The following is a 25,220-nucleotide window of genomic DNA, read 5'->3' as shown; positions in this document are numbered from 1 at the left end:
CCGCCGCCGCTGCCGCCTGCGACACCGATGACGGATGCGAGGTCGACTGCGACTGCACCACTTTCATCGCGTCAATCAGATCCTTCGGCCCGCCGGCATAGCCCAGCCGCCAGCCGGTCATTGCATAGGCCTTGGATACGCCGTTAATGGTCAGCACCCGGTCCTTCAGCCGCGGCTCCACCTGCGCCGGCGTTGCAAATTCAAACCCGCCATAGGTGATGTGCTCATACATGTCGTCGGCCATCAGCCAGACATCCGGATGCCGCAGCAGCACCTCCAGCAAGGGCTTGTAGTCCGCGGCGCTGTAGCCCGCCCCCGCCGGGTTCGACGGCGAGTTCAGCAGCAGCCAGCGGGTGCACGGGGTAATGGCCGCCTCCAATTGCGCTGCCGTCAGCCGGAACCCGGTTTCACTGCCGCAAGGCACCAGCACCGGCTCGCCTCCGGCAATCCGGATAATGTCGGAGTAAGAGGTCCAGTAAGGCGTTGGCACGATCACCTCATCACCCGGGTTGAGGCTGGCCATGAAGGCATCAAACAGGATTTCCTTGGCCCCGGTGCCGGCGGTGATTTCATCCAGAGCATAGTCCAGCCCGTTGTCACGCTTGAACTTGGCCTGGACCGCCCGCCGCAGCTCCAGCGTGCCGCCAAGTGCGGTGTATTTGGTCTCACCGGCCTGCATAGCTGCCGCCGCGGCATCCTTGATATGCTGCGGCGTGTCGAAATCCGGCTCGCCTGCCCCCAGAATAATCACCGGCGCGCCCTGGCGCTTCATTTCGGCAGCCTTGGCGCCGATGGTCAGAATCTCCGAGACCTCAAGCGGGTCAAGACGGGCTGCACGGCGGAACTGGGCCATATCTGAGGCTCCCTGCTGGTTTCACCCCGCCAGAATGAAACGCTGACGCCGCCCGGAAAACCGGCCGATTGCGACAAAATCCATTCCTGTTTGGCATCTATCGCCGCGCGCTGCGGCCGGACGCCCCCGTCAATCCGGCCGCGTCCGCAACTGCTTGCGCATCCAGACCTCCAGCTTCTGCACTGCTTCAGGCACCGGCCCGTGCGGGCGCACCAGGAAATAGCGCTTGCGCGACTCCAGCACCGGCCCCGGGATCCGCAGCAGATCACCCGCGGTAATCTCCCGCGCCACCATGTCATAGGGCACAATCGCTGCGCCCAAGCCCGCTGCCGCTGCCGCAATCACCATCGAGTGCTGGTCGAAGTACCGCCCGTCCTGGCGCGGGCTGCCCGCCAGCCCGGCCCGCTCGAACCACTCCGCCCAGGACCCAGCGCGGCTGTCCAGATGCAGCAGCGGCGCCTGCGCCAGATTTGCTGCCAGTTCCAGCTGATGCGCCGCATAAAACCCCGGCGCGCAGACCGGCACCATTTCCTCGCCGAACAGCGGCGCCATATGGGTGCCCGGCCAGTTGTCCAGCCCGTAGTGCACCGCCAGATCGAAGTTTTCCCGCGCAAAATCAAACGGCTCCAGCCGGGTAGAGAAGCTCAGCTCCACCTCCGGGTGGCGGTCAAAGAAATCCGGCAGCCGCGGGATCAGCCACAGATTGGCAAAGGCCGGCAGCACCGCAATCCGCAAGGCCGACCGCCCGGCGCCTGCCGCCGCCGCCTTCTGCAAGGTCGCGCGCAAACCAGCCAGATCCAGCTCCAGGTCCGCCGCCAGCCCCTGCCCCGCAGGCGTCAGCACCACGCCGCGGCCAACCCGCTGGAACAGATCAAACCCCAGGTCCGACTCCAGCTCCTTCACCTTCTTGCTGACCGCGCTTTGCGTCAGCCCCAGCTCCTCGCCCGCAGCGGTGAAGCTCTGATGCCGCGCAGCACTTTCGAAACAGCGCAGATGGGTCAGACTCGGCAAGCGCATCTCAATTCTCCTCCAGCTGAGAAACCAGCCACTCGCGGAACTTGATCAGCGGATACTCCTCCGCCTGATCTGCAGGCCAGACCAGGAAATACTCTCCCAGGCTCACTGCATCCCCCTCCATTGCCAGCGCCAGCCGCCCTTGCGCAATCTCATTCTCCGCCAGGAAGTCCGGCAGCAAGGCCACCCCCAGCCCATGCACTGCTGCCTGCGTCATCGCTGAGGACTGGTCAAACAGCATGCCCTTCAGCTTCTGGGCCGGCACCTCATGCATCTGAAACCACTGTTCCCAACTGTCCGGATGGGTCTCCAGATGCAACAGCGGGTAACTAAGCAGCTCCGCCGGAGAGGCCACCGGCCCCTCCATCAGCCCCGGTGCACAGACCGGCAGCACATGTTTCGGCATCAAGGGCAGGTATTCCACCCCCGGCCAGTCCCGGGTGCCGTAATGAATTGCTGCCTGCGCCGTGCCCGCGTCAAAGCTGAACGGCAGGTTGTGGGTATGCAGGTTCACCGTGATACCCGGATGCGCAGCGGCAAACTCCCGCAGCCGCGGCGCCAGCCAGTGCAGGCCAAAGGACGGCAGGATCGACAGCGTAAAGCTGCCGCCATCCGGATTGGCCCTGAGTTTCACCGAGGCCTGCGCCAGCCGCGTCAGCACTGCCCGCGCTTCCTTGGCAAACCCGGTTCCGGCCGGCGTCAGCTGCATCCGCATCTCGCCGCGGGCAATCAGATCCACCCCCATCTGCTCCTCCAGCTGCTTCAGCTGGCGGCTGATGGCGCTTTGCGTCAGCGACAGATCCTCAGCCGCAGCAGACGCACTGCCAAGACGGTCCACCGCCTCCAGTGCCAGCAGCGAGGGGATCGAGGGCAAGAAACGGCGCGGCGCAATCATATGATCTTAACTCATGGCTTCACGATTTAGTTTCAATAGCAATCCGGGCCAAGCAGTGCAATTTCTAAGTCAGGCCTGCTCCCAGTAGGACATCCGCACCAAGCGGACTAAAGTTTTCCTCATGCCCTGCCCCATGCAAAGGACACCGACATGCCCCATTCCGACATCCTCGCCGCCGCCGGCCTCACCACAGCCGAGCTGACAAGCGGCAGCCTCTCTGTCACCACACCCGTCGACGGCAGCGAGATCGCCCGCCTGAAAACCCACACCGTGGCGGAAGCCGAGGCGCAGATTGCTGCCGCCAAAGCCGCCTTCAAATCCTGGCGCCTGGTCCCGGCCCCGCGCCGCGGTGAACTGGTCCGCCTGCTGGGCGAGGAACTGCGCCGCGAGAAGGAAAACCTGGGCCGCCTGGTCACCCTGGAATGCGGCAAGATCTACCAGGAAGGCCTCGGCGAAGTGCAGGAGATGATCGACATCTGCGACTTTGCCGTGGGCCTGTCGCGCCAGCTCTACGGCCTCACCATCGCCTCCGAACGCCCCGGCCACACCATGCGCGAAAGCTGGCACCCGATGGGCACCTGCGGTGTCATCACTGCCTTCAACTTCCCCGTCGCCCCCTGGTGCTGGAACGCCGCCCTGGCGCTGGTCTGCGGCGATCCGGTGATCTGGAAACCCTCCGAGAAGACCCCGCTCACCGCTCTCGCCGTGCAAAAGATCTGCGACCGCGCCATGGCTGCTTTCGGCCAAGACGCGCCCGCAGGCCTGATCCAGGTGCTGATCGGCAAACGCGATCTGGGCGAGACCCTCACCGCCTCCAAGGACGTCGCAATCATCTCCGCCACCGGCTCCGTCCCGATGGGCAAGGCGGTTGCCGCCGACATGTCCAAACGCCTCGGCCGCACCATCCTGGAGCTTGGCGGCAACAACGCAATGATCGTGGCGCCCTCCGCCGATCTGGAAATGGCCCTGCGCGCTATCGTTTTCTCCGCCGTCGGCACCGCCGGCCAGCGCTGCACCACCCTGCGCCGCCTGATCGTGCATGAAGACATCTATGACGCGCTGATCCCGCGCCTGATCAAAGCCTACGAAGGCCTGCCCATCGGCGACCCGCTCGCGGACGGCACCCTGGTCGGCCCGCTGATCGACGGCGCTGCGCTGGATGCGATGACCAGCTCGCTGGAACGCGCCAAGGCCGAAGGCGGCACCGTGCATGGCGGCACCCAGGCGCTGGCAGACAGCCATGCCGGCGCGGCCTATGCGCACCCGGCAATTGTCGAAATGCCCGCACAGACGGCCATCATGCACACCGAAACCTTCGCCCCGATCCTCTATGTGGTGAAATACTCCGATCTGGACCAAGCCATTGAAATGCAGAACGAAGTGCCCCAGGGCCTCTCCTCCTGCATCTTCTCCACCGATGTGCGCGAGACCGAATATTTCCTCTCGGCAGCGGGCTCCGACTGCGGTATTGCCAATGTGAACATCGGCCCCTCCGGCGCTGAAATCGGCGGCGCTTTCGGGGGCGAGAAGGAGACGGGCGGCGGCCGTGAAAGCGGCTCCGACGCCTGGAAAGGATACATGCGCCGGCAGACCAACACGGTGAACTATTCACGCGAGCTGCCGCTTGCTCAGGGGATCAAATTTGACATCTGATCTGGCCTCCAGCCTCTGGCACCAAACCTGCCAGGAAAACCCCGCCTTCCCGGAATTCACCGGGGAGGCGGCAGCCGACCTCGTGGTAATCGGCGGCGGCTACACCGGCTGCTCCGCCGCGCTGAAGGCCGCCGAACTCGGCGCCTCCGTCCGCCTGATCGAAGCGGACGGGATCGGCAGCGGCGGCTCCGGCCGCAACGTGGGGCTCGCCAATGCGGGCCTCTGGCTGCCGCCAGAAGACATCAACGCCGAACTGGGCGCCGAGACCGGCAGCCGCCTGTCCCAGCTTCTGGCGGGGGCGCCGGAAATGGTGTTTTCGCTGATCAGGAAACACGCCATTCAATGCGAGCCGGAAAACAACGGCACCCTGCACTGCGCCCATGCGCCCTCGGGCCTGAAAGACCTGCAGCGCCGCCACGCCCAGCTCACCGCCATCGGCGCCCCGGTCGAATTGCTGTCGCGTGAAGACGCCATCCAGCGCACCGGCTCCGAGGCCGTGCACGGCGCCCTGTTTGACCCCCGCGCAGGCACCATCCAGCCGCTGGCATACGTCCGCGGCCTCGCCCGCGCCGCAGCAAGCGCAGGCGCGCAGCTGCACAGCAACTCGCCCGCCACCGCGATCAGCCGTGACGGCAGCACCTGGCACGTAGCAACGCCCAAAGGCAGCATCCGCGCCAAGCATCTGATCATGGCCACCAACGCCTACGCCCGCGAAATCTCCGGCTATGACGCACCGCAGGTGATCCCGGTGCATTACTTTCAGGCCGCCACCGACCCGCTGCCCGCTCCCCTGCTGAACAAAATCCTGCCGAACAAAGAAGGCTGCTGGGACACCGCGCTGGTGATGTCCTCCTGGCGCCTGGATCAGGGCGGACGGCTGGTGATCGGCGGCATGGGCGCGCTCAACCATTTCGGCAGCGCCCTGCACCGCAGCTGGCTGCCCCGCAAACTGGCGGCGCTCTATCCGGATCTGAAAGCCGCCAAACTGCACAGCCACTGGCACGGCCGCATCGCCATGACCACCGAGCATCTGCCCAAGATCCTCGACCTGCAAGGCGGCTTTGCCTGTTTCGGCTACTCCGGCCGCGGCATCGGCCCTGGCACACTGTTCGGAACCGCAATGGCCGAAGCACTGCTGGCCGGCGACCAAACCTGCCTGCCGGTGCCTCCGGCCCAAGGCCACGCAATCCCCTTCGCGGGCCTGCGCAGCGCCTATTACGAGACCGGCGCCACGCTCACCCATCTGATCAGCGACAGGTGAAAAAGGCGGGCCGCTTGGCCCGCCTGATTTCTTCAGCAGCCGGCGATCGCCGCGCCGATGTCCTGCAGCAGCGCCGGATAAAAGCCCGGCCCAACCTCCAGCTTGGCGCCCAGCGGATCCAGCACCGCGGTGCCGGCCCCGGTGCCGTCCAGCACGGTGGCCACCAGGCCGGGGTTGAACTGCGGCTCCGAGAACACACAAGTCACGTTCCGGTCCGCCACCACATCGCGAATCTCCGCAACCCGGGCCGGGCTCGGCTTGACCGCATCCCCCAGCGAAATCGCGCCGGCCGCATTCAGGCCAAAGCCGCGCTCAAAATACTGGTAGGCATCGTGGAAAACGATGAACTGCTTGGCCCGGAACGGCTCCAGCTGGGCCGAGATACCGGCCACGGCCTCTGCAATCTCCTGCTTGCCGGCTTCGGCATTGGCCTTGTAGGCCGCAGCATTGTCCGGATCATGCTCGGCCAGTTCCTCAGCAATCACATCCAGCCAGGCCTGCGCATTGGCCGGCAGCAGCCAGGCATGCGGGTCTTCTCCTTCGTGATCGTGACCGGCATGCGCATCCGCGTGATCGCCGTGACCTTCGTGATCATCATGGCCGTCTTCAGCATGCTCCTCGTGATCATGACCCTCAGCCGCATGATCCTCGTGGTCCCCATGATCATCATGGCCCTCGGCGTGCTCCTCGTGACCGTGATCCCCGTGATCTTCTTGGCCATCGTGATCTGCATGATCCTCATGCCCGCTGTGGTCTTCGTGATCATCATGACCTTCATGATCGCCATGATCATGCGCCTCAAACCGGGCGCCCTCACGGAACGCCAGCACCGTGGTGCCTGCGGCCTCCAGCAGCTCAACCCGGTGCGCGTCGCCCGCCAGCTCCTCCAGCGGGCCTTCCAGCCAAGGCGTCAGCGCCTCGCCCATCCAGAACACCACATCCGCCTGATCCAGCGCCCGCGCCTCCGAGGGCCGCATCGAATAGCCATGCGGCGAAGCGCCCGGCGGCACCACCAGGGCCGGCTCGCCCAGCCCCTGCATCACCCGCGCCACCAGCCCGTGCACCGGCGTGATATCCGCCGCCACCTTGGGCACCTCGGCCCAGGCCGCCCCCGTTCCCGCCAATAGCGCCGCCGCCGCAACCGCGTTCCGCATACCATCCTCCGATGTAATCTTATAACATTCCACCGGGTTGATAAACGTCATAACATTACATATCAAGAGCCAATCCCGCCCAGCCCCGGAGGCCTCATCCCATGGATTCCATCGGTTTCGAACCGCATGACCACAGCAGCTGCGTTCACGACGGCATTGCCGCCGCCGAGGCCCACTGCCGGGATAACGCGCTGCAGTTCACCAAGGTGCGCCGCCGGGTGCTGGAGATCCTGTTGCAGGAGCACCGCGCGCTTGGCGCCTATGACATCCTCGACCGGCTGCGCGAAGAGGGCCTCGGCTCGCAGCCGCCGGTCGCCTACCGCGCCTTGGATTTCCTGGTCAAAAACGGCCTCGCCCACAAGATCGAGCGCCTGAACGCCTTTATCGCCTGCACCCATCCCGGCGAAAACCACGCGCCGTTCTTCCTGATCTGCCGGTCCTGCGATGCTGTCGCCGAAGCCTCCCGCGAGCCGTCGCAAGGCCAGCTCGGCCAAGCTGCGCGCGACGCGGGCTTTGTCATCGAACGTGCGGTGATCGAGGCCGAGGGCCTCTGCCCTAAATGCCAGGAGACGCCTGCGGCATGAGTCTGATCTCTCTCGAAGGCCTTTCCGTCACTTATGGCGGCAACACGGTTCTGTCCGGCGTCACTCTTACAATCAACCCCGGCGAAATCGTCACTGTGGTCGGCCCCAACGGCTCCGGCAAATCCACCCTGCTGCGCAGCGTGATCGGCGCGCTGAAACCCTCAGGCGGCAGCGTTGCTCGCGCGCCCGGCCTGCGCATCGGCTATGTGCCGCAGAAACTGCATATCGATCCGACCCTGCCGCTGACCGTGCGCCGCTTCCTCAGCCTTCCCGCCCGCGTCTCCGACGCCCGCGCAGCTGAGGCACTGGAGCAGGCAGGCGCCGGCAACCTCGCCGCACGGCAGATGTCCGGCCTCTCCGGCGGCCAGTTCCAGCGGGTACTGCTGGCCCGCGCCCTGCTTACCAATCCGCAGCTGCTGATCCTGGATGAAGCCACCCAGGGCCTCGACCAGCCCGGCTCTGCCGCTTTTTACCAGCAGATCGAGAAAGTCCGGCAGGAGATCGGCTGCGCCGTGCTGATGGTCAGCCACGAGCTGCATGTGGTGATGGCCGCCTCCGACCGGGTGGTCTGCCTCAATGGCCACATCTGCTGCGAGGGCGCCCCCGAGCATGTTGCCACCGCACCGGAATACCGGGCCTTGTTCGGCACCGGTACCCAAGGCGCCCTGGCGCTTTACCGGCACGAGCACAACCACAGCCACGATCATGACTGCAATCATGATCACCACCACGAGGCGGCGGAATGACCCTGCTAGACGACTTCCTTATCCGGGCCGCACTGGCGGGCATCGGCGTGGCCCTGGCCGCCGCGCCCTTGGGCTGTTTCGTGGTCTGGCGCCGCATGGCCTATTTCGGCGACGCCACCGCCCATGCCTCGATCCTGGGCGTGGCGCTGGCGCTCAGCTTTGATGTTTCGATCTTTGCCGGGGTGCTGGCCACCGCGCTGGCGATGGCCACCACCGTTTCGGCGCTGGCTGGGCGCGGCTATGCCATGGACACGCTCTTGGGGGTGCTGGCGCATTCCTCGCTCGCCTTCGGCCTTGTGGCGGTCTCCTTCCTGTCCGGGGTGCGGATCGACCTGATGGCCTATCTGTTCGGCGATATCCTGGCGGTCGGCCGCGGCGACCTGGCGGTGATCTGGGGCGGAGCCGCCCTGGTGCTGGCCTTACTGTGGTGGCGCTGGTCGGCGCTGCTGACGGCAACATTGAACCCCGACCTGGCCCATGCCGCAGGCATCGATCCCCGGCGCGAGCAGATGGTGCTGACCCTGGCGCTGGCGCTGGTGGTGGCTGTGGCGATCAAAGTGGTCGGCGTTTTGCTGATTGCCGCCATGCTGCTGATCCCGGCCGCCGCCGCCCGCCCCTTTGCTGCCACGCCTGAGCGGATGGCCGCCATTGCCGCGCTTCTGGGCATGCTCGCCGCCTCCGGCGGGCTGCAGCTGGCCTTTGTTTTCGACACCCCAGCCGGCCCCAGCATCGTCTGCCTGGCGGCTGCCTTGTTTGCCGCCGCCAGCACTGCGGGCCTCCTGCTGCGCCGCCGCTGACCCGTGTCACCGAGCACCCGCTGAAATACAGAAAGCCCGCCAGTGTCCCGGCGGGCTTTTGTTTTTTGCCTGGGCATGCGGACGGCCTCCGCCCGGCGCAGCCTCAGCTGCCGGTGCGCTGCAAATCCTCAACGCTGGTCCATTTGCAGATCGCATCGGACAGCGCCTTCTTATTGATCGGCTTGCTGAGGAAATCATCCATCCCCGCCGCCAGGCATTTCTCCCGGTGGCTGGTCAGCACATTGGCCGTCAGCGCCACAATCGGGCATTTGCCACTGCCGCTCTCAGCCTCGATCCGGCGCATTTCGGCGGTCGCCTCGATGCCGTCCATCTCCGGCATCATCATATCCATCAGCACGATATCCGGCCGCTGGTCCTGGAACTGCGCAACCGCCTCGATGCCATTCCTGGCGATGCTGATTTCCAGCGGCGCGTCCTTCAGCATCTTGGTAACCACCAGCTGGTTGGTTCTGTTGTCCTCCGCCAGCAGCACCTTCAGCCGCCGTTCCTGCGCCGGTGCCTCCGCTTTTGCTGCTGCCGCGGCGGGCGGCTGCACAGCGCTGCTCAGCACCCGGCTGATCACCTGCCGCAGCTGCACAGCCCGCACCGGCTTAAGCGCAAACTCGCAGATCCCGATCGCCTGGCAGTCCGCCCGGCTCAGCGCATGCTCAACCGAGGACAGCACGATCAGCGGCACCGACTCGAACCCCGGCATCGCCCGGATCCGCGAAGCCAGCTCGCGCCCGTCCATCGCCGGCATCTGGTAGTCCAGAATGATAAAGTCAAAGCGGCGGCCGTCCAGCTGCGCATCCGACAGGATTTCCAATCCCTCATGCGCCGAGGCAGCCAGCGTGCTGGTCATGCCCCAGCTGCTCAGGCGCTCCGACAGGATCACCCGATTCAGCTCCAGGTCGTCGACCAGCAGCCCGTGCAGACCGGTAAAATCCGCCACCCCGCCTGCCGGCACCGCGGGCACCTGCCCGCCCGCCCGGAGCGGCAGTTCGATGGTGAACACCGACCCCTGGCCCGGCTCCGACTGCACCTCAACCGTGCCGCCCATCAGCTCCAGCAGCCGCGCCGAGATCGCCAGCCCCAGGCCGGTGCCCTCAAAATTGCGGGTCGCCGCGTTGTCGGCCTGTTCAAACGCACGGAAGATCCGCCCGATCCGGTCCGGAGCGATGCCGACCCCGGTATCCGTCACTCGCAGCGTCAGCTGGTGGCGGCCGTCCCGCTCCTGGCCGGTCACCTCGATATAGACATAGCCCTTGCGGGTGAATTTCACCGCATTCCCGGCGATATTGGTGATCACCTGGCGGATCCGCCCGGCATCGCCCTCAAACACTTCAGGCAGCGCGGGATCATACCGCATGGTGACCTCAACCCCCTTCTCTACCGCCTTGGGCGACAGCAGGGTGACCACATCCTCGACCGCGGTCTGCAGATTGAAGGGCGCCGAATTCAGCTCGACCTTGCCAGCTTCGATCTTGGAGAAGTTCAGGATGTCGTTGATGATCGTCAGCAGCGCCGAGCCGGATTTGGCAATGGTCTCGGCATACATCTGCTGATCTTCGTCCAGCGGCGTTTCCTGCAGCAGTTCGGCCATGCCGATCACCCCGTTCATCGGGGTGCGGATCTCATGGCTCATATTGGCGAGGAATTCCGATTTGGCCCGGTTGGCGATATCCGCCGCCTCGCGCGCCTGCTCCATCGCAAACTCGCGCTCGTCGCGCTCGGCAAAGGTTTCTTCCAGCACCCCGACCGAGAAATCCAGCGCCCGGAATTCGCGCGAGGCGAACCAGGGCAGCGGCTGCAGCGGGCTGCGCAGGCCGGCAATGGCATCCGACATCCGCTTGTGGATCATCTGCAGCGGCCGCAGCGCCAGCACATGCACCAGCAACAGCACCAGCAGCGACAGGGCCAGAACCGGCACCACCGTCCAGATGATGATCTGGCGCACCTTGGACTGCACCAGCGCCTCTCCGTCGCGGGTCGACCATTTCACTTCCATGGTGCCGAAGGAGGCGCCCTCCAGCTCGATCGGCCGCTCATAGATCACATGGCCGCCGTCCTGCGGCGCACCGGGCGCCGCCGCCGAGGCCAGCATCTTGCCGGCCGGGCTGCGGATCTGGATCGAGACAATCTGCGGATTGCGGGTGACCGCCTCGATCAGCCCGGTCTCCAGCACCGGCACATCCTCGACGATGATCGATTCCAGCATCAGTCCGCTCAGCAGCGATACTGTCAAATCCGCCTGGCCGGCCAGCTGCTCTTCCAGCCGCTGCACCTCCTGGCGCTGTGCCAGATGGCCAACAGCAAAGCCGACCGCCGAGGCGGCCAGCAGCAGCGACAGCACGATCTGAAATAGAATGCCAGTACGTTTCATGTCTTCAATGCGGGGCCTTTAGAAAGCCAGGCTGCGCTCCATCGCCCGGCGGATAATGTCATAGTCCTGATCCGCCCCCCGCAGGAAGCCGTTCTTGGAAATGCGGCGCACGATTTCCTCATTCTCCGAGGACAGCATCACGTTGCGCATCGCTTCCAGCACGTCGGCCGGCATATCAGGTGCCGCCAGCCATGGCTTGGTCACATTGTCAAAGGACACCAGCACCCGGATCGGCACGCCCTTGGCAACCAGCTTCTTATAAGTGCTCTCCTTCAGCGCACCCGCGGTGTATTTGCCGGCTCCAACCGCTTCACCCACCAGGTCATGGCGGCCGAGATAAGCAAATTCATGCAGATCGCCGCCGGTGATTCCCGCATTCAGCAGGTATTCCTGCGCCAGGTAGCGGCCGATCGTTGACAATTCGTCACCAAAGGCAAAGCTCAGCCCGGCCAGGTCGCCGACCGATTGCACGCTGCTGTCCTTGTGCACCACGATCACCCCTTTGAACCGCTTGCCGCCGTTCTTGGATTCCATCGCAACGAGCTGCACATTCTCGTTTTCGTTCATCACATGCACATAGGACGCAGGGCCGAAACGGGCAAAATCCACCTCGCCGGTGGCCAGCTGCCGGATGCCTTCGCCGTATTCCTTGGCCACCTTCATGCGGATCGAAACCGGCTCGCCAAGCTCTTCGCTCATCCGCCCGGACAGGAACGACAGGAAGGGCTGGTACTTTTTGACCGTTGCAGTAGGTTTATCCGCCGCATAGGTTCCAAAAACCAGCTCGATCCCGGCCTGGCCGGCGCCTGGCAGCAAGGTTGCAGCACATGCCGCCAGCACAGCAGCAGGCGCAGCCGCCCGCAGACGGCACCGGAAAAACACAATAATACCAACGGCCCACTTAAACAGCTTCACGGTCCTAGCCTCCTGACTGCGATGGGCCGGCCTCCAGCCTGCCCGCTCTTCCTCGTTACATGGCACATTGTAAAGAATACAATGTTAACGCGCCTGCAATTCTCAGAAAAATTTTGCGGTTCTTTTATCCTGTAACCTCTATATTAACGGTTCAGTAAGGTTTTCATAATCTTTTAGGCAAATTCGCCATAATTCAGAACTACCAGCACCGACTGGCTCAACAGGACCCGCCGTGAAGAATACCACTTTGCCATCCAAACCGCTCCGGCCACGACACCGTGTCGTGCAAATCGTTGCATTAACGACATATTTTTGCGCACTTCCCATTGCGGCCCTGGCGATCCCGTCGCCTGAGCTGGTCATAGGCTCCGTGTCTTCATTATCACAGGTCCTTGCCGTAGGAATTGCAATGGTTTCCGGCCTGGGCGCCGTCATTGCGGCAAAACTAGGTTTTGCGCCCAAAGCGGGCGGTTCACGGCTTCGTTACCCGGTGAAGCTGATCTCGTTCCTCATACTGGCTGCCCTGGCTCTGGCGGCTGGCAACTACTGGCAGTATTCCTCGCATGCGCAGGCGGAACTGGCAAGACTGCAGGCCACTTTGACGCGGCCCGCGCAGTTTGACGGCACCGCCATCAAAGACGCCACGCTCAAGGAAACCAGTTTCTCCAAGCAGGAAAACCACCCGCTGGCGATGAGCACCACCGCCGCCGCCGCGGCGCTCGGGGACGGGTCCACCCTGTTCTACGACATCCGCGAAACCGGCGAGAACGCCATGGGCACCCTGCCCGGCGCCACCCATATCCGCTTCCCGGATTTCCTCGAGACCCGCCCGGTTCAGCCCGGCCAGAAGGTTGTGCTGTTCTGCCACAACGGCAACCGCTCCTCGGAAACCTGCGCCAAGCTGGCCGAGATGGGAATCGACTGCAGCTTCATCGCCGGCGGCATCGAAAAGTGGATTGTCGAGGGCCGCGACTTCTCCGACAAGGATGTGAAAACCCTCTCCGATCTGCGCGCGATCCCGGAATACCCGGGCAAGGACGTGCTGCTCAGCACCGATGATTTCACCAATCTGCTGACAACCGAAGATCTGCAGATCGTCGACACCCGATACCCCGGCGACTTCGCAAGCGGCCACCTGCCCGGCGCCGTCAACATCCCGATCCGCAAGATGACCACCGCGGACCTGATGGACCGCATCGCACAGCTGGACCCCAGCAAACCCACCATCGCCGCCTGCTATGACCGCCGCAGCTGCTTCATGAGCCAGGTGCTGGGGCTGGAGCTGTCGCAGCAGGGCATCGACTTCCGCGGCCGCTACACCCTGCCGTGGGAATATTTCGTGGCACCGCCGCCCAAACCCCACGTCCAAGCTTGGCTGGCCGACCAGCAAGGCGGTCTCTGGGGCAAGGCGATCTCGGCCCTGGCAACAGCGCTGCTGTGGGTGCATGAGCGCAGCCATATCCTGCTGGGCCTGCTGGCACTGTCGATCCTGACCCGCATCCTGGTGCTGCCGGTTGCCCTGAAATCCGAACGCGACCAGATCATCACCGCCGAGACCGCGGAGGAGATGAAGGCGCTGAAGGCCAAACTGGCCGGTGACCCGGTGCGCAAGGCGCGCGCAGTGCAGGCGTTCTACGCCGAAAAGGGCCTCACCCCGATGAAGAACCTCACCGCGCTCTTGTTCCTGCCGGTGATGATGCTGGGCGTCTCTGCCGCGCAAGAGGCCAGCGCAACGCTGCAAACCCCGTTCCTGTGGATGGCCGACCTCGGCGCGCCGGATCCGCTGTTCCTGATGCCGGTGCTGTTCTGCGCCCTGGCTGCCGTCTACCTGTTGTGGGCCGTGGCCAAGACCAAGCGCCAGAAGCAGCTATGGATGGTGCTTGGTATGCCCGCGCTGTTTGCCATGGTGTTCAGCCTGTCGGGTGCGGCCAATGCCTATCTCTGTTTCAGCCTGACCCTGCTGCTGGTGCAGCGCGCCTATGTCACCGGAATGCACACCAGCCTCAGCGAAGCCCTGTCCCTGCGCGCCCACAAGCGCAAACTGGCCAAACTGCCCCGCGGCGTGATCCCCATGGGCTACACCGAAGAACTGGCAGAGGCCGGAAACAAGGCCCTGCGCCTGTCGATCCTGAAAAACGCGGGCCTGCCGGTGCCCGGCGGCGTGATTGTCCGCTCAGACGCCATCCAGGACTACCGCGCAATGTCTGATGCACAGAAAGATGCATTTGCGGCGCAGGTTTTCACCCTCGCAGGCGGCAAACCCGTCGCGGTGCGCTCCTCCGCCAGCAACGAGGACGGCGCCGGCCAAAGCTTTGCCGGTGTGTTTGAATCGGTGCTGGATGTAACCGCAGAAACCATGCGGGCAGCGCTGGACGAGGTGGTGGAAAGCTTCTCCTCCGAACGTGCTGCCAGCTATTCCGCAGAAGGCGGCCAGGGCAATATCGTGGTACAGGAGATGGTGCAGGCCGATTATGCCGGCGTCTTGTTCACCCAGGACCCGATGGCGCCCGGCATGGCGATGATCGAATGGGTCGAAGGCTGCGGCGAAGACCTGGTTTCCGGCCGCGTCACCCCGACCTCCCTGCGTTTCGGCCGCTACACCGGCCAGCCCGCGGCCGAGGATCAGGACCAGACCCTGGACATGACGACGCTGCTGGCACTTGGCAAACAGATCGAGGCCACCTTCGGCGCGCCGCAAGACGTGGAATGGGCCTATGCAAACGGTGAATTCCAGATCGTGCAAAGCCGCGACATCACCACGCTGTCCCTGGGCACCGAACAGGAGCAGACCCGCCTCGCCGAATGGCGCGAGGTTCTGGACCGCTACGCCGATGCCGACCCGGACCAGACCATCCTGGAACAGGACGAAATGTCCGAGGTTCTGCCCCGCCCCACCCCGCTCAGCTTCTCGCTGATGAGCGCCCTTTGGGCGCCGGGCGGCAGCGTAGACCTGGCCTGCCGCGAGCTGGGCGTGCCTTACGGCCTGCCCGAAGGCCGCGACGGCCACCTGGTCAACCTCTTCGGCAAGACCTACGTCGATGTGGCGCTGAAACAGGGCATGACCCTGAAACTCACCGCTGCCAAGGCCAAGCAGCTGCGCAAACAGGCGCATCCGATGATCACCCGCTTCCGCACCGAGGTGATGCCGGACCTGAAAGACAAGCTCGCCATCTGGCAGGCCGTCGACTACGCCGCCCTGCCCCAGGACAAGCTGGTCGAGACCATCGGCACCCTCAAGGACATGTTCATCCGCGAGGTCTACCTGGAAGCCGAGAAGATCAACATCCTGGCAGGCTTCACCATGGGCGAGGCCGGCACAGCAGCCGCCGGCGATCCGGCCCTGCGCGCGCATCTGATGCACGCCGAGCTGCCCAACGCGCCCTCCAGCCTGCTGGCCTCCTGCACCGGCAAGGACGCCGAGGCGCGCGCCATGCAGCTGATGGGCCACCGCTCGATCTTCGACTACGAGCTTTCTTCGCCCCGTTATGCCGAGGCCCCGGCGCTGCTGCATTCGCTTCTCAGCAGCACCGTAGAGCCGATCAGTCAGGTGCCGGTGCCCGCCAACCTTCCGGACGAGCTGGACGATACCATCGGCATCGCCATCGCCTATCAGGACCTCAAGGAGCAGGCCAAGCACGAAGCCCTGCGCGTCGTCGCCGAGCTGCGCCGTGCCCTCTTGGCCCTGGGTCAGGTCAGCGGCCTGGAGGATCTGGTGTTCAGCCTGACCTTCGACGAGGTGCTGGAGGGCAGCTGGTCCGCACCCGATGCCCTGCGCGGACTGGCAGAAGCCCGCGCCGAAAAGGAAAGCCTGCGCAAGAAATCCGCACCTACTGACGTCTCCCTTACCCTGCGCGGCTGCGAGCTCTTGTCGCTCGGCGCCCAGGCCCAGGCCGGAGACGGCAGCATGGGCGGCACCTGCGTCGCAGGCAGCGGCAGCGCCACCGCCCGGGTGTTCTGGATGGAGGACGACAGCTGCATAGACCCGGCAGCCTTTGCGGACTTCCAGGACGGCGACATCCTGGTCTGCCGCATGGTCAACCCGGCTTGGCTGCCATGGGTCCAGCGCTCCGGCGCGGTGCTGTCCGAGGTCGGCGGCTGGCTCAGCCACATGGCCATCGTCGCCCGCGAAAAAGACGTCCTGATGCTGGTCGCGTGCCGGGGCCTCAATGGCCTGGCGCATGGCGAAACGGTGACCGTCAGCGAAGACGGCACCATCCAGCCGCAGGAGGAAAAGGGCCTCAAGGTCGTTTCGGCCTGACCCCGTTTGCAGCAAGATCCAGGAAACACCCGCGCCGTCCGGCCGCGGGTGTTTTCGATTCGCGCAGCCGCCCACCCGGCCCCCTTGCATTTGGCAAAGATTGCCATATCCTGCTCCACGAAAGGAACCCGCCCATGGCCACCATGAACGTCTCTTTGCCGGAACAGATGAAAACCTGGGTCGAGGAACAGGCCCGCACCGGTACCTATGCCAATTCCAGCGACTATGTCCGCGACCTGATCCGCCGCGACCAGGCCCGCACAGCCGCCATTTCCGAGCTGCAGTCCGCCATCGACGCAGGCCTTGCCAGCGGCCCCGCTGAGGCGCTGAACCCTGAGGACTTCAAGGCCTCAATGCGCCGCAATGGCTGACACGCGCTGGCTGATCCGCCCCGCCGCCCGCGCCGACCTTGCCGCCATCTGGCGCTACGGCCTGGAAACCTGGGGCGAGGCGCAGGCCGATGCTTATGCTGACAGTCTCTTTGCCCTGTTCGATCTGCTGGCCGATTTCCCCGAAATGGCCCGCGAACGCTCCGAATTCACGCCCCCAGTCCGCATCCACCCGTCGGGTGCGCATCTGGTGATCTACCGGCTGGAACAGGGCTGCCCGGACATCCTCCGCATCCTCCATGCCCGCCAGGATCTGACGGTCTTCCTATCGGAATAGGCCGAAGGCGAAACATCCGTTCCACCCTTGCCATTTTCCGCACATCTGCTCTGATGCGCCCATGGACCCGCATCTCGACCCCAAGCAAACCATCCGGCTGATCCAGCATCTGAAAGACCAGATGGACGCCCTACCGCCCAAGCTGAAAGCAGCAGCGAAATACGTGATCGACCACCCCGGCGATTTCGGCCTCGACACGGTCCGGGTCTCGGCCCAGAAAACCGGCATCAGCGCCAACGGCTTTGTCCGCCTCGCCCAGCACCTGGGCTATGACAGTTTTGAGGCCTTCCGCGCCCCCTTCCGCGCCGCTCTGACCACCACCCATGAGGCCGACCTCGGCCAGGACTGGCTGGAGCGCATGTCTACCGAAAGCCCGGCCGGAGCGCTGCAAGCGGCGGCCGCCCGCAACCAGCTCAACATCACCTCCCGGTCGCTGCGGCTGATGACGGCGGAAAGCAGCCAGGCCATCACCGAGACCCTGCTGAACGCAACCCGCTGCATCGTCACAGCCACCCGCTCCTCCTATGCGCTGGCCTATTACTTCCATTACGTCGGCCGCATGGCCCTGCCCCGGCTCGAACTGGTCCCCCGCCACATGGGCGCCGCGCTGGACGACCTCCTCGAAATCGGCCCCGAGGACTGCCTCATTGCCCTCACCTTCGCCCCCTACTCCGCCAGCACCATCCAGGCGCTGCGGCTGGCGGGCGAACGCGGCGCTAAGGTGATCCTGATCTCCGACAGCGAAGTGATCGCGCCAGGCATCCGAACCGACCACGTGCTGGCAGTGGCCGCCAACTCGCTGCACCCCTTCGGCGCCATCGGCGGCGCCATGGCAGTACTGGAATGCCTGCTCACCCATCTGATCGAGGCCGCCGGCCCCGAGGCGCTGCGCCGCATCGAAGCCTATGACGCCCTGCGCCAGGACAGCGGCGCCTATTGGAGCGGCCCGAAACTGCCGCGCATCAAAGGCTGACGGCGGTTCCGCGGCAATCTGCACCGCGCCGGGGGCAAGGATCCCTGCGAGCGTGCTCTATCGTGCTCAAATGCAGCGAAGAGGGCACAGCATGGCAATCGCACAAATGAACTGGGGCCGCCTCACCCGCCCCCTGGGCCACCCGGACATGGCGGAGCTCAGCGCCGCCCTGGGTCGCATCTACGCCTTGGCAGAGGCGCACCCGGGATTTCTCTGGCGCATCCCGGACGAAGCCGCCGCCGCCCAGTTGCAAGACCTCGGCCACGGCAGCCTGGTCTCCGCGACAGTCTCGGTCTGGGACAGCGTCAGCGCCTTGCGGGACTATACCTTCAACAGCGAACACGGCGCCTTCCTGGACCGCAAAGCCGACTGGTTCGAGCCGGTAGAAGGTCCGCAACTGGTGATCTGGGATGCGGCGCCGGACGCCCGGCCAAGCTTCCGCGAAGCGTTTGACCGGCTCGAAACCCTCAAACAACACGGCCCCACCTCCGAAGCCTACGGCTGGCCCTGAGGTTTCCCCCTCAAACATCCCCGTCAATGAAAGGATTCTGCGCTTCCCACTCGTCCCGCGTGGCGCGCTTGTGACCGCCATCCAGCCGCACCGATGCCATCGCCCGGTCGGCATAGATCTCCGACCTCAGCGGCCAGTCCAGGGCGGCATCAAACAACCCCGGCATCAGGTCGTACGGCCCGCCGTCCTCATCCACGTCCCGCATCCACAGATGCGCGCCGCAGGTGCTGCAAAAGGCCCGCTCGGCAAAGGCAGAGGAGTGATAGCGTGTCACCGGCCCCTCAACCGTGACGGCCTCCGCAGCCGCCTCGAAACACAGGAAAAGCCCCCCGGTCCAGCGCTGGCACATGCGGCAATGGCAGGCCCCGGGGCGCGGATCATGCGCCCCTTCAACACGGATTTTCACAGCACCGCACAGGCAGCGGCCTTCCAGAACGTCACTCATACCCGGACTCCTTGCTGACAAGGCAAGGATACAGCAATTCCGGCTCTTGCGGGAGGTTTCCCCGGTTTAGAGCCGGAAATCCGCCTCCTCAGGCGCCAGCACATACTTCAGATCATAGACCAGCGCGCCCTCGGCTCCCAAGGCGCGGATGGCTCGAGAACCCATTGCCCGGAACTCCGAGTGCGCCACCGCGAGCACCACCCCGGCATAGGCCCCCTGCCCTGGCTCCGGCACCAGCGAAAGGCCGTATTCCGCCTCCGCTTCCTGCGGATCGGCATGAGGGTCATAAACATCCACCGCGACCCCGTATTCCTCCAGGCTCCGCACAACATCGATCACCCGCGTATTGCGAAGGTCCGGGCAGTTCTCCTTGAACGTGAGCCCCATCACCAGCACCCGCGCACCGGCCACCGGCAAGCCGCGCTTCAGCATCGCCTTGACCATCTCGCCCGCAACATAGGCGCCCATGCCGTCATTGAGCCGCCGCCCCGCCAGCAGGATCTCAGGGTGATACCCCAGCTGCTCGGCCTTATGGGTCAGGTAATAGGGGTCCACCCCGATGCAGTGGCCGCCCACCAGACCAGGGCGGAACGGCAGGAAGTTCCACTTGGTGCCGGCCGCTTTCAGCACCGCCTCGGTGTCGATACCCATCCGGTTGAAGATCTTGGCCAGCTCATTCACCAGCGCAATGTTGATGTCCCGCTGGCTGTTCTCAATCACCTTGGCGGCCTCGGCCACCCGGATGCTCTCGGCCTTGTGGGTGCCCGCTGTCACCACCTCGCAGTAAAGCGCATCAACCCGCTCCGCCACCTCCGGCGTGGATCCCGAGGTCACCTTGACGATATCCGCCAGCCGCCGCTGCTTGTCGCCCGGATTGATCCGCTCCGGCGAGTAGCCGGCAAAGAAATCCGTGTTGTATTTAAGCCCCGACCGCGCCTCCAGCACCGGCACGCAATCCTCTTCGGTGGCACCCGGATAGACGGTAGATTCATAGATCACCAGATCGCCCGGTTTCAGCACCCCGCCAACAATGGCCGAGGCCGACAGCAAGGGGGTCAGATCCGGCGTGTGATTGGCGTCCACCGGCGTCGGCACGGTGACGATATAGATCGAACACTCCGCTATTTCCGCAGGGTCCGAGGTAAAGCTCAGATGCTCCGCCAAGGCCAGCTCCGCAGGCTCCAGCTCGCGGGTGCGGTCCTCGCCCCGGCGCAGCTCATCAATGCGGCCCGGATCGATGTCAAACCCAACCACCTGCCGGTGCTGCCCGAACGCCGCCGCCAGCGGCAGCCCCACATAGCCAAGGCCAATGACACAGATCTTCTCTTGCGCGCCGCTCATCCGGGCTGCTCCTTCATGCTGCGGGCGGCTGCAAGCCAAACGCCCTGCCCGCCCACATAATGCCGCGCTGCACAGGGGTTCAACCGCCCGCGCGCGGATTTGATCTCAGGCCCCAGTAAACCTGGACCTCGAACCTAGGCTTCAACCACAATGGCTGAGACTTCGCCGTCCACATCCCGGCAAGCGGCCAGCAGCCGAGGCATCAGATGCGACATCACGTAATTGGCGTGGAACCGGCTTGGCGCCTTTAGCAACAGCCGCCCCCCTGCCCTGCCCGTGCGCTCCAGCCCCTGCACCCAGGAGGCATAGTTCGCCGGATCTTCCGCATGCAGCACCGCTTTGGCCAGGCTCCACTCATGGCCGTCCGACACATCCGGCGCAGGCGGCACGGCTCCGGGGCGCAGCGGCACCACATTCTGCGCAGGCTCGTCTGCCCCTTGCATCCGGTGCTCAAAGTCCGGACCCACCGCCGCCCATCGCTCCTGCGTGTCGGCCAGCAGCCTCTCCAAGTCGATGCCATATTCGGTGACCCGCCCGCGTGCGCCCTGACGTTTGACCACCAGCCAGCCCATGCCCCGCAGCTTCGCCATCTCGCGCTTCACCGTGCGCTCATCGACATCCCACAGCCGGGCAATCTCCCGCTGCCCGACGGCCAGCTCATCGCGCTGCCAGTTGTAGCGTGCGGTCATCAATGTCATGAAGCGCAGCACCAGCTTCTGCGCCCCATTGCCCTGGCCAAGCGCATAAGCCCCCATCGCCGTGAGGATGTCATATTTCAGCGCAGAGGCATTGCGCCCCGCAGGCCGTTTGGCAAGCATTGCTGCCCCCGTTTCTCCCTCCCCTGCCCTCCTGGGCCGGGATATGCTGCCTCAAGTGCTCTCAGCTTGTTTGCTGAGAATTACGCTGGCCGGATTTGCACCGAACTCAACGCTATTCGTTTGTTGTACCTGATTTGCGTCCGGAATTCCGATTCTGTCAAGCGCCGGCGGGAATTGAATTCAGACCCAATCCCTTTTTCGAAAGAAAAATTGGTATCTATGGTATTGGGTGACACTCTGGATGTCCCCTATTGACGCCAAAATGTCCCCCAATTTGCTGTATCCGGGTCTGAGGTGTCCCCCTAAATCTGGCGTTCAAACACCAGAAAAATCCAATGAAACGAATCGCTTGGCTTCCGCCTTCCGAATCGCCCCGGCCCTTATTTCAAAGGGCGTTTTGCAGATGTGTCCCCGCGGGGACAGGACGCTCTTCCTGACCATATTAGCTTTTGCGTTTTTTGCAAATTCGGCGTAAATGAATATTGAGGCTGAATTAGCGTCCTGAAGAAATGGGCGCTTTCAAAAACAACACCGTGTGAGGCTAAGGAGCAGCGATGTTTACGCACGAAGACCTGTCCAAAATGCAGGCCCAATCCTTGAAGATGCAAAGCTGGATCCGCCAGCAGACCTTCTCCCCCGAAATGGAAAAGACCCTGCGCCGGTTTTCCTCCTGGGAGGTGGCGGAGCTGATCTTCCGCGTCAACCAGTCGACCCTGCGGGGACGGCTATCGGCGGACCCCTCCTTGCCCCAGGGCCACGTCGAGGAAGACGGCCGCCAGCGCTGGTACTCGCTGGAGGAAATCAACGAGCTGCGCCGCCGCATCAAGATCAACCGCAAGTCCCTGCTGCCCAAGCGCCCCGCGGGGAAACGGGCGCTGCGGGTGGCGATCTCCAACTTCAAAGGGGGGGCGGGCAAATCCACCGTCGCTCTGCATTTCGCCCATGCCGCGGCACTTGACGGCTACCGGGTGCTCTGCGTCGACTTCGACCCGCAGGCCACCCTGTCGCACTCCATGGGCCTCAGCGATGTCACCGAGGATTACACCGTCTGGGGCATCATGGCCCGAGATCTGGTGCGCGAGACCGAGCGGATGAATGCGTCCCTGCAAGGTGCCGAGTCCGGAACCGCCCTGCCCCAGCGCCAGCTGCCCGATGCGATCACCGGCATGGGGCTGCAGGACCTGCGGGTCAGCGACTTTGTCAAACCCACTAGCTGGCCCACCATCGACGTGATCCCCTCCTGCGCCAATGCGGCCTTTGTGGAATTCGCCTCCGCCCAGTACCGCCACCTGAACCCGGAGTGGTCCTTCTTCGCCGCGGTCTCCCGCTACCTCGACCAGCTGCCGGCCGAGGATTACGACCTGATGATCTTCGACTGCCCGCCCGCCATCGGCTACCAGTCGATGAACGCGGTCTTCGCCGCCGACATGCTCTATATCCCCTCCGGCCCCGGCTATTGGGAGTATGACTCCACCACCTCTTTCATCGGTCAGCTCTCTGAGGCGCTGGAGGATCTCTCAGCATTTAACGGCGTTGTCCCCGCGGGGACATTTGCGCTGCCGAAGGTGTTCCAGGACGTCCGCTTTCTGCTGACCCGTTACGAAAGCGGTAACGATTTGCACCGTGCGATGCGTGCGGCCTTTATGAAGGTGTTTGAGGGTAGAATGACCGAACACCCGATTGAGATGACCCGCGCGGTTGAACAGTCGGGCCGGTTCCTAAGTTCCATCTACGAAATCGACTACCGGGATATGACCCGCGAAACCTGGCGGCGCGCGCGCGCGTCGTTTGATCAGGCCTATGACGAATTCAAGGCCTACGCGCTGGAGGCCTGGGACAAACTGGAGGATGAGGCATGAGCAAGAGACGCGTTTTCGACATCGACTTCACCCCTGACACCGCAGCTGTCCCCGCGGGGACAGCACCGGAAAACCCTGCAGAGAAACCGGCCGAGAATCGCCGCGGGCCGATGGCCACCGCGATTTCCGAGAATGCGGATGCGCTGCGCGCGCGCGCCGAGGCCGAGCAGAACATCCGTGCTGAGAACGACCGGCTGGCGCATGAGTTTGTGCGGCTGAAGAAGCTGGGGCTGGTGGTCGACCGGATCCCGCTAGGCAAGATCCGCATGGACAAGCTGATCCGCGACCGCAGCGACAAGCGCGATCCGGAGCTGGACGAGCTGAAGGAATCGATCAAATCGGTTGGCCTGTCCAACCCGATCAGGGTCGAGGAGCGCGGCGACGGCACCTATGAGCTGATCCAGGGCTACCGCCGGATGCAGGCGTATTTCTCGCTGCTGAGCGACACCGGCGACAACAGCTATGCGGCGATCCCCGCGGGTTTGGTGGCCAAGGGCGACAGCCTGCAGGATCTCTACCGCCGCATGGTGGACGAGAACCTGGTGCGCCGCGACATCTCCTTCGCTGAGATGGCACAGCTGGCGCTGCGCTATGCCGAGGACACGCAGACCGGCGCCGAGACCACCGAGGATGCGGTTAATGATCTCTATGCCTCGGCCGGCCGTCAGAAGCGGATTTACATCCGCCATTTCGCGCAGGTGCTGAAGGCGGTCGGCGAGGACCTGAAGTTCCCCGAAGCAATCCCGCGAGCGCTGGGGCTGGAGCTGAAGAAGCGGCTGGAGGCGGATGCGATGAACGCCCAGGTGCTGCGCGATGCGCTGGCGCGGGTGCAGCCTTCGACTGAGGAAGCAGAGCTGGAAGTGCTGCGCGGTTTTGCAGAAGGCAAGCGCAAGAACGCGCCCCGCACGCCCGCCGCGCCGCGCCAGGGTGTCGCCAAAACGACCTTGCGCTGCACTGTCCCCGCGGGGACAGTCCGTTGCCAGGCCCGCGACGGCAAGATCGAGATGGCGATGGATCATGACTTCTCGGTTATTGATCAGCGGCGGCTGGAAGGGGCGATTGCTGCTTTCTTCGAGGCTTTGGAAGACGAAGACTAATCCTCTGTCCCCGCGGGGACAGCACCGGAAAATGGCGGAGGCCCGGCAGAGATGCCGGGCCTTTTTCATGTCTAATCTACAGGTTTGAGCCTGTTTCAGGCAACTGTCCCCGCGGGGGTAGGGGGGACTGTGCGCCGGAAGTCTAACCGGAAACGCTGCCCGCAAGGCCTGCAAGCCGCGTGAACCGACTGCTGCTTGCGGTCCTCACAGCTGGTTTGTCCCCGCGGGGACAGGCGAGCGAAACCACAAATCCGGCTGCAGAAGATTCTGGTGTCCCCGCGGGGACAGGTCCCGAAAACAGGGATGGGCCGGAGAAATCCTGCATGTCCCCGCGGGGACAACGTTGCAGAATTCGCGGGGCGGCGGAGAAAACCGCGCTTGTCCCGCGGGGACAGCGGCAGATTTCCTTTGAGCACAGAGGATGTCTTGCCCGAGTAAAATGCCGGCAATCTGGCCGGCCTGGTAAGGCTGCAGATTTTGTCCCCGCGGGGACAAATGGGACCCGGCCTGAAATGCCGCCGGAGTAGGGCAGGCTTGCGCCGCTTGCACAGACTGCGAGGCAGGCTGTTTGTTCTGGTTCTCGTGGAGGTGTCCCCGCAGGGACAACGGTGCGCGCCCCCTTGTTCTGAAAAAGTTCCACCTGCCTGTCCCCGCGGGGACAGGTCAGAATTTTGCGGGAGGGCAGGAGATGGCGGCAAAAAACGGCCCGGTGCAGCGGCCGGGCCTTATGGGTTTTCAGTGGCTGTCCCCGCGGGGACAACCGGAAAATTTCCGAGGCGAACCTGGGTCAGTTCAGGACCTTGAACTCGATCCGGCGGTTCTTGGCCCGGTTCTGCACCGTGTTGTTCGGTACCAGCGGCGTGGTCTCGCCATAGCCGACGGCCACCAGGCGCTCGGCTGGGATGCCCATGCGCTGCAGATATGTGTTCACCGCAGAGGCGCGCTTCTCGCTCAGTTTCATGTTCCAGGCGGCCTTGCCCTGGCTGTCGGTATGGCC

The 25,220-nt window shown here is 64.4% G+C and carries 22 protein-coding genes; 12 read left to right on the top strand and 10 right to left on the bottom strand.

Translation table 11 applies throughout. The features are described 5' to 3' along the window. The 3 genes from RA19_RS14490 to RA19_RS14480 all read right to left on the bottom strand — a co-directional run. On the bottom strand, positions 1–853 hold an 853-nt coding region (locus RA19_RS14490), incomplete at its 3' end, for a pyridoxal phosphate-dependent aminotransferase (protein WP_039163817.1). A 129-nt stretch (positions 854–982) separates the two neighbouring features. Further along, positions 983–1,870: a LysR substrate-binding domain-containing protein gene (locus tag RA19_RS14485; RefSeq protein ID WP_039163816.1), complete on the bottom strand. Its 888-nt coding sequence runs from the start codon at positions 1,868–1,870 to the stop codon at positions 983–985. Between the two features lies 1 nt (position 1,871). Continuing rightward, entirely contained in the window at positions 1,872–2,762 is an 891-nt protein-coding gene (locus tag RA19_RS14480) for a LysR substrate-binding domain-containing protein (RefSeq protein ID WP_039163814.1), read from the bottom strand. Between the two features lie 150 nt (positions 2,763–2,912). Here RA19_RS14480 and amaB point away from each other — a divergent pair, with 150 nt between their 5' ends. Further along, entirely contained in the window at positions 2,913–4,415 is a 1,503-nt protein-coding gene (gene amaB / locus RA19_RS14475) for an L-piperidine-6-carboxylate dehydrogenase (RefSeq protein ID WP_039163812.1), read from the top strand. Further along, entirely contained in the window at positions 4,405–5,676 is a 1,272-nt protein-coding gene (locus RA19_RS14470) for an NAD(P)/FAD-dependent oxidoreductase (RefSeq protein WP_039163811.1), read from the top strand. The genes amaB and RA19_RS14470 overlap by 11 nt, the downstream gene beginning before the upstream one ends. A gap of 32 nt (positions 5,677–5,708) precedes the next feature. Here RA19_RS14470 and RA19_RS14465 read toward each other — a convergent pair whose 3' ends face one another. Further along, on the bottom strand, positions 5,709–6,830 hold the full coding sequence (locus RA19_RS14465) for a zinc ABC transporter substrate-binding protein (protein WP_039163810.1): 1,122 nt from the start codon (positions 6,828–6,830) through the stop codon (positions 5,709–5,711). A gap of 101 nt (positions 6,831–6,931) precedes the next feature. Between RA19_RS14465 and RA19_RS14460 the strand changes: the two genes are divergently transcribed. Genes RA19_RS14460 through RA19_RS14450 form a run of 3 tightly spaced genes read left to right on the top strand, consistent with a single transcriptional unit; the run spans position 6,932 to position 8,957 of the window. Then, positions 6,932–7,414: a Fur family transcriptional regulator gene (locus RA19_RS14460; RefSeq protein ID WP_039163808.1), complete on the top strand. Its 483-nt coding sequence runs from the start codon at positions 6,932–6,934 to the stop codon at positions 7,412–7,414. After that, complete coding sequence (gene znuC / locus RA19_RS14455) at positions 7,411–8,160, top strand: zinc ABC transporter ATP-binding protein ZnuC (RefSeq protein WP_039163807.1); 750 nt, start codon at positions 7,411–7,413, stop codon at positions 8,158–8,160. The genes RA19_RS14460 and znuC overlap by 4 nt, the downstream gene beginning before the upstream one ends. Then, positions 8,157–8,957 (top strand): metal ABC transporter permease, encoded by an 801-nt coding sequence (locus RA19_RS14450; protein ID WP_039163806.1) that lies wholly within the window; start codon positions 8,157–8,159, stop codon positions 8,955–8,957. Before znuC ends, RA19_RS14450 begins: the two co-directional genes overlap by 4 nt. 103 nt (positions 8,958–9,060) lie before the next feature. On the opposite strand, the gene RA19_RS14445 is transcribed toward RA19_RS14450, so the two are convergent. Both RA19_RS14445 and RA19_RS14440 read right to left on the bottom strand, forming a co-directional pair. After that, a complete protein-coding gene (locus tag RA19_RS14445; protein ID WP_039163804.1) occupies positions 9,061–11,340 on the bottom strand; it encodes a response regulator in 2,280 nt (759 codons plus the stop codon). Positions 11,341–11,358: 18 nt separating this feature from the next. Then, positions 11,359–12,255: a PhnD/SsuA/transferrin family substrate-binding protein gene (locus RA19_RS14440; protein ID WP_039163802.1), complete on the bottom strand. Its 897-nt coding sequence runs from the start codon at positions 12,253–12,255 to the stop codon at positions 11,359–11,361. A gap of 409 nt (positions 12,256–12,664) precedes the next feature. On the opposite strand from RA19_RS14440, the gene RA19_RS14435 reads away from it, so the two are divergent. From RA19_RS14435 to RA19_RS14415, 5 genes are all read left to right on the top strand, one after another. Then, positions 12,665–16,513 (top strand): PEP/pyruvate-binding domain-containing protein, encoded by a 3,849-nt coding sequence (locus RA19_RS14435; protein ID WP_039163800.1) that lies wholly within the window; start codon positions 12,665–12,667, stop codon positions 16,511–16,513. Positions 16,514–16,647: 134 nt separating this feature from the next. Continuing rightward, positions 16,648–16,884, top strand: a complete 237-nt coding sequence (locus RA19_RS14430) for a type II toxin-antitoxin system ParD family antitoxin (RefSeq protein WP_039163798.1) — start codon at positions 16,648–16,650, stop codon at positions 16,882–16,884. Continuing rightward, on the top strand, positions 16,877–17,179 hold the full coding sequence (locus RA19_RS14425) for a type II toxin-antitoxin system RelE/ParE family toxin (RefSeq protein WP_039163796.1): 303 nt from the start codon (positions 16,877–16,879) through the stop codon (positions 17,177–17,179). Before RA19_RS14430 ends, RA19_RS14425 begins: the two co-directional genes overlap by 8 nt. Positions 17,180–17,240: 61 nt before the next feature. Continuing rightward, the gene (locus tag RA19_RS14420) at positions 17,241–18,152 is read left to right on the top strand and encodes a MurR/RpiR family transcriptional regulator (RefSeq protein ID WP_039163794.1); all 912 of its coding nucleotides are present in this window, start codon (positions 17,241–17,243) and stop codon (positions 18,150–18,152) included. 91 nt (positions 18,153–18,243) lie between these two features. Next, positions 18,244–18,663 carry a DUF3291 domain-containing protein gene (locus tag RA19_RS14415; protein ID WP_039163793.1) on the top strand — a complete coding sequence of 140 codons (420 nt, stop codon included), beginning with the start codon at positions 18,244–18,246 and terminating at the stop codon, positions 18,661–18,663. Between the two features lie 10 nt (positions 18,664–18,673). Here the strand turns inward: RA19_RS14415 and RA19_RS14410 are convergent, their stop codons facing one another. The 3 genes from RA19_RS14410 to RA19_RS14400 all read right to left on the bottom strand — a co-directional run bounded on the left by RA19_RS14410 (position 18,674) and on the right by RA19_RS14400 (position 21,267). Continuing rightward, on the bottom strand, positions 18,674–19,108 hold the full coding sequence (locus RA19_RS14410) for a GFA family protein (RefSeq protein WP_039163791.1): 435 nt from the start codon (positions 19,106–19,108) through the stop codon (positions 18,674–18,676). Between the two features lie 66 nt (positions 19,109–19,174). Continuing rightward, on the bottom strand, positions 19,175–20,449 hold the full coding sequence (gene tviB, locus RA19_RS14405) for a Vi polysaccharide biosynthesis UDP-N-acetylglucosamine C-6 dehydrogenase TviB (protein ID WP_039163789.1): 1,275 nt from the start codon (positions 20,447–20,449) through the stop codon (positions 19,175–19,177). Between the two features lie 134 nt (positions 20,450–20,583). Next, positions 20,584–21,267, bottom strand: coding sequence for a DnaA N-terminal domain-containing protein (locus RA19_RS14400; RefSeq protein ID WP_039163787.1), 684 nt, complete (start codon positions 21,265–21,267; stop codon positions 20,584–20,586). Between the two features lie 554 nt (positions 21,268–21,821). Between RA19_RS14400 and RA19_RS14395 the strand changes: the two genes are divergently transcribed. Continuing rightward, positions 21,822–23,126, top strand: coding sequence for an AAA family ATPase (locus tag RA19_RS14395; protein ID WP_039163785.1), 1,305 nt, complete (start codon positions 21,822–21,824; stop codon positions 23,124–23,126). Beyond that, positions 23,123–24,223, top strand: a complete 1,101-nt coding sequence (locus tag RA19_RS14390) for a ParB/RepB/Spo0J family partition protein (protein ID WP_039163783.1) — start codon at positions 23,123–23,125, stop codon at positions 24,221–24,223. The genes RA19_RS14395 and RA19_RS14390 overlap by 4 nt, the downstream gene beginning before the upstream one ends. Before the next feature lie 787 nt (positions 24,224–25,010). Here RA19_RS14390 and RA19_RS27455 read toward each other — a convergent pair. Continuing rightward, on the bottom strand, positions 25,011–25,220 hold a 210-nt coding region (locus RA19_RS27455; RefSeq protein ID WP_039163780.1), incomplete at its 5' end, for an OmpA family protein.

It is taken from the genome of Leisingera sp. ANG-M1 (assembly GCF_000813745.1).
Taxonomy (GTDB): domain Bacteria; phylum Pseudomonadota; class Alphaproteobacteria; order Rhodobacterales; family Rhodobacteraceae; genus Leisingera.
This window is presented reverse-complemented; position numbering and strand designations above follow the sequence as displayed.

Bases quoted from the DNA above. Each gene is read 5' to 3' on its own strand.
- RA19_RS14485 (WP_039163816.1), bottom strand. From the start codon at position 1,870: ATGCGCTTGCCGAGTCTGACCCATCTGCGCTGTTTCGAAAGTGCTGCG.
- RA19_RS14480 (WP_039163814.1), bottom strand. From the start codon at position 2,762: ATGATTGCGCCGCGCCGTTTCTTGCCCTCGATCCCCTCGCTGCTGGCA.
- amaB (WP_039163812.1), top strand. From the start codon at position 2,913: ATGCCCCATTCCGACATCCTCGCCGCCGCCGGCCTCACCACAGCCGAG.
- RA19_RS14465 (WP_039163810.1), bottom strand. From the start codon at position 6,830: ATGCGGAACGCGGTTGCGGCGGCGGCGCTATTGGCGGGAACGGGGGCG.
- RA19_RS14460 (WP_039163808.1), top strand. From the start codon at position 6,932: ATGGATTCCATCGGTTTCGAACCGCATGACCACAGCAGCTGCGTTCAC.
- znuC (WP_039163807.1), top strand. From the start codon at position 7,411: ATGAGTCTGATCTCTCTCGAAGGCCTTTCCGTCACTTATGGCGGCAAC.
- RA19_RS14450 (WP_039163806.1), top strand. From the start codon at position 8,157: ATGACCCTGCTAGACGACTTCCTTATCCGGGCCGCACTGGCGGGCATC.
- RA19_RS14445 (WP_039163804.1), bottom strand. From the start codon at position 11,340: ATGAAACGTACTGGCATTCTATTTCAGATCGTGCTGTCGCTGCTGCTG.
- RA19_RS14435 (WP_039163800.1), top strand. From the start codon at position 12,665: ATGGTTTCCGGCCTGGGCGCCGTCATTGCGGCAAAACTAGGTTTTGCG.
- RA19_RS14430 (WP_039163798.1), top strand. From the start codon at position 16,648: ATGGCCACCATGAACGTCTCTTTGCCGGAACAGATGAAAACCTGGGTC.
- RA19_RS14425 (WP_039163796.1), top strand. From the start codon at position 16,877: ATGGCTGACACGCGCTGGCTGATCCGCCCCGCCGCCCGCGCCGACCTT.
- RA19_RS14420 (WP_039163794.1), top strand. From the start codon at position 17,241: ATGGACCCGCATCTCGACCCCAAGCAAACCATCCGGCTGATCCAGCAT.
- RA19_RS14415 (WP_039163793.1), top strand. From the start codon at position 18,244: ATGGCAATCGCACAAATGAACTGGGGCCGCCTCACCCGCCCCCTGGGC.
- RA19_RS14410 (WP_039163791.1), bottom strand. From the start codon at position 19,108: ATGAGTGACGTTCTGGAAGGCCGCTGCCTGTGCGGTGCTGTGAAAATC.
- tviB (WP_039163789.1), bottom strand. From the start codon at position 20,449: ATGAGCGGCGCGCAAGAGAAGATCTGTGTCATTGGCCTTGGCTATGTG.
- RA19_RS14400 (WP_039163787.1), bottom strand. From the start codon at position 21,267: ATGCTTGCCAAACGGCCTGCGGGGCGCAATGCCTCTGCGCTGAAATAT.
- RA19_RS14395 (WP_039163785.1), top strand. From the start codon at position 21,822: ATGTTTACGCACGAAGACCTGTCCAAAATGCAGGCCCAATCCTTGAAG.
- RA19_RS14390 (WP_039163783.1), top strand. From the start codon at position 23,123: ATGAGCAAGAGACGCGTTTTCGACATCGACTTCACCCCTGACACCGCA.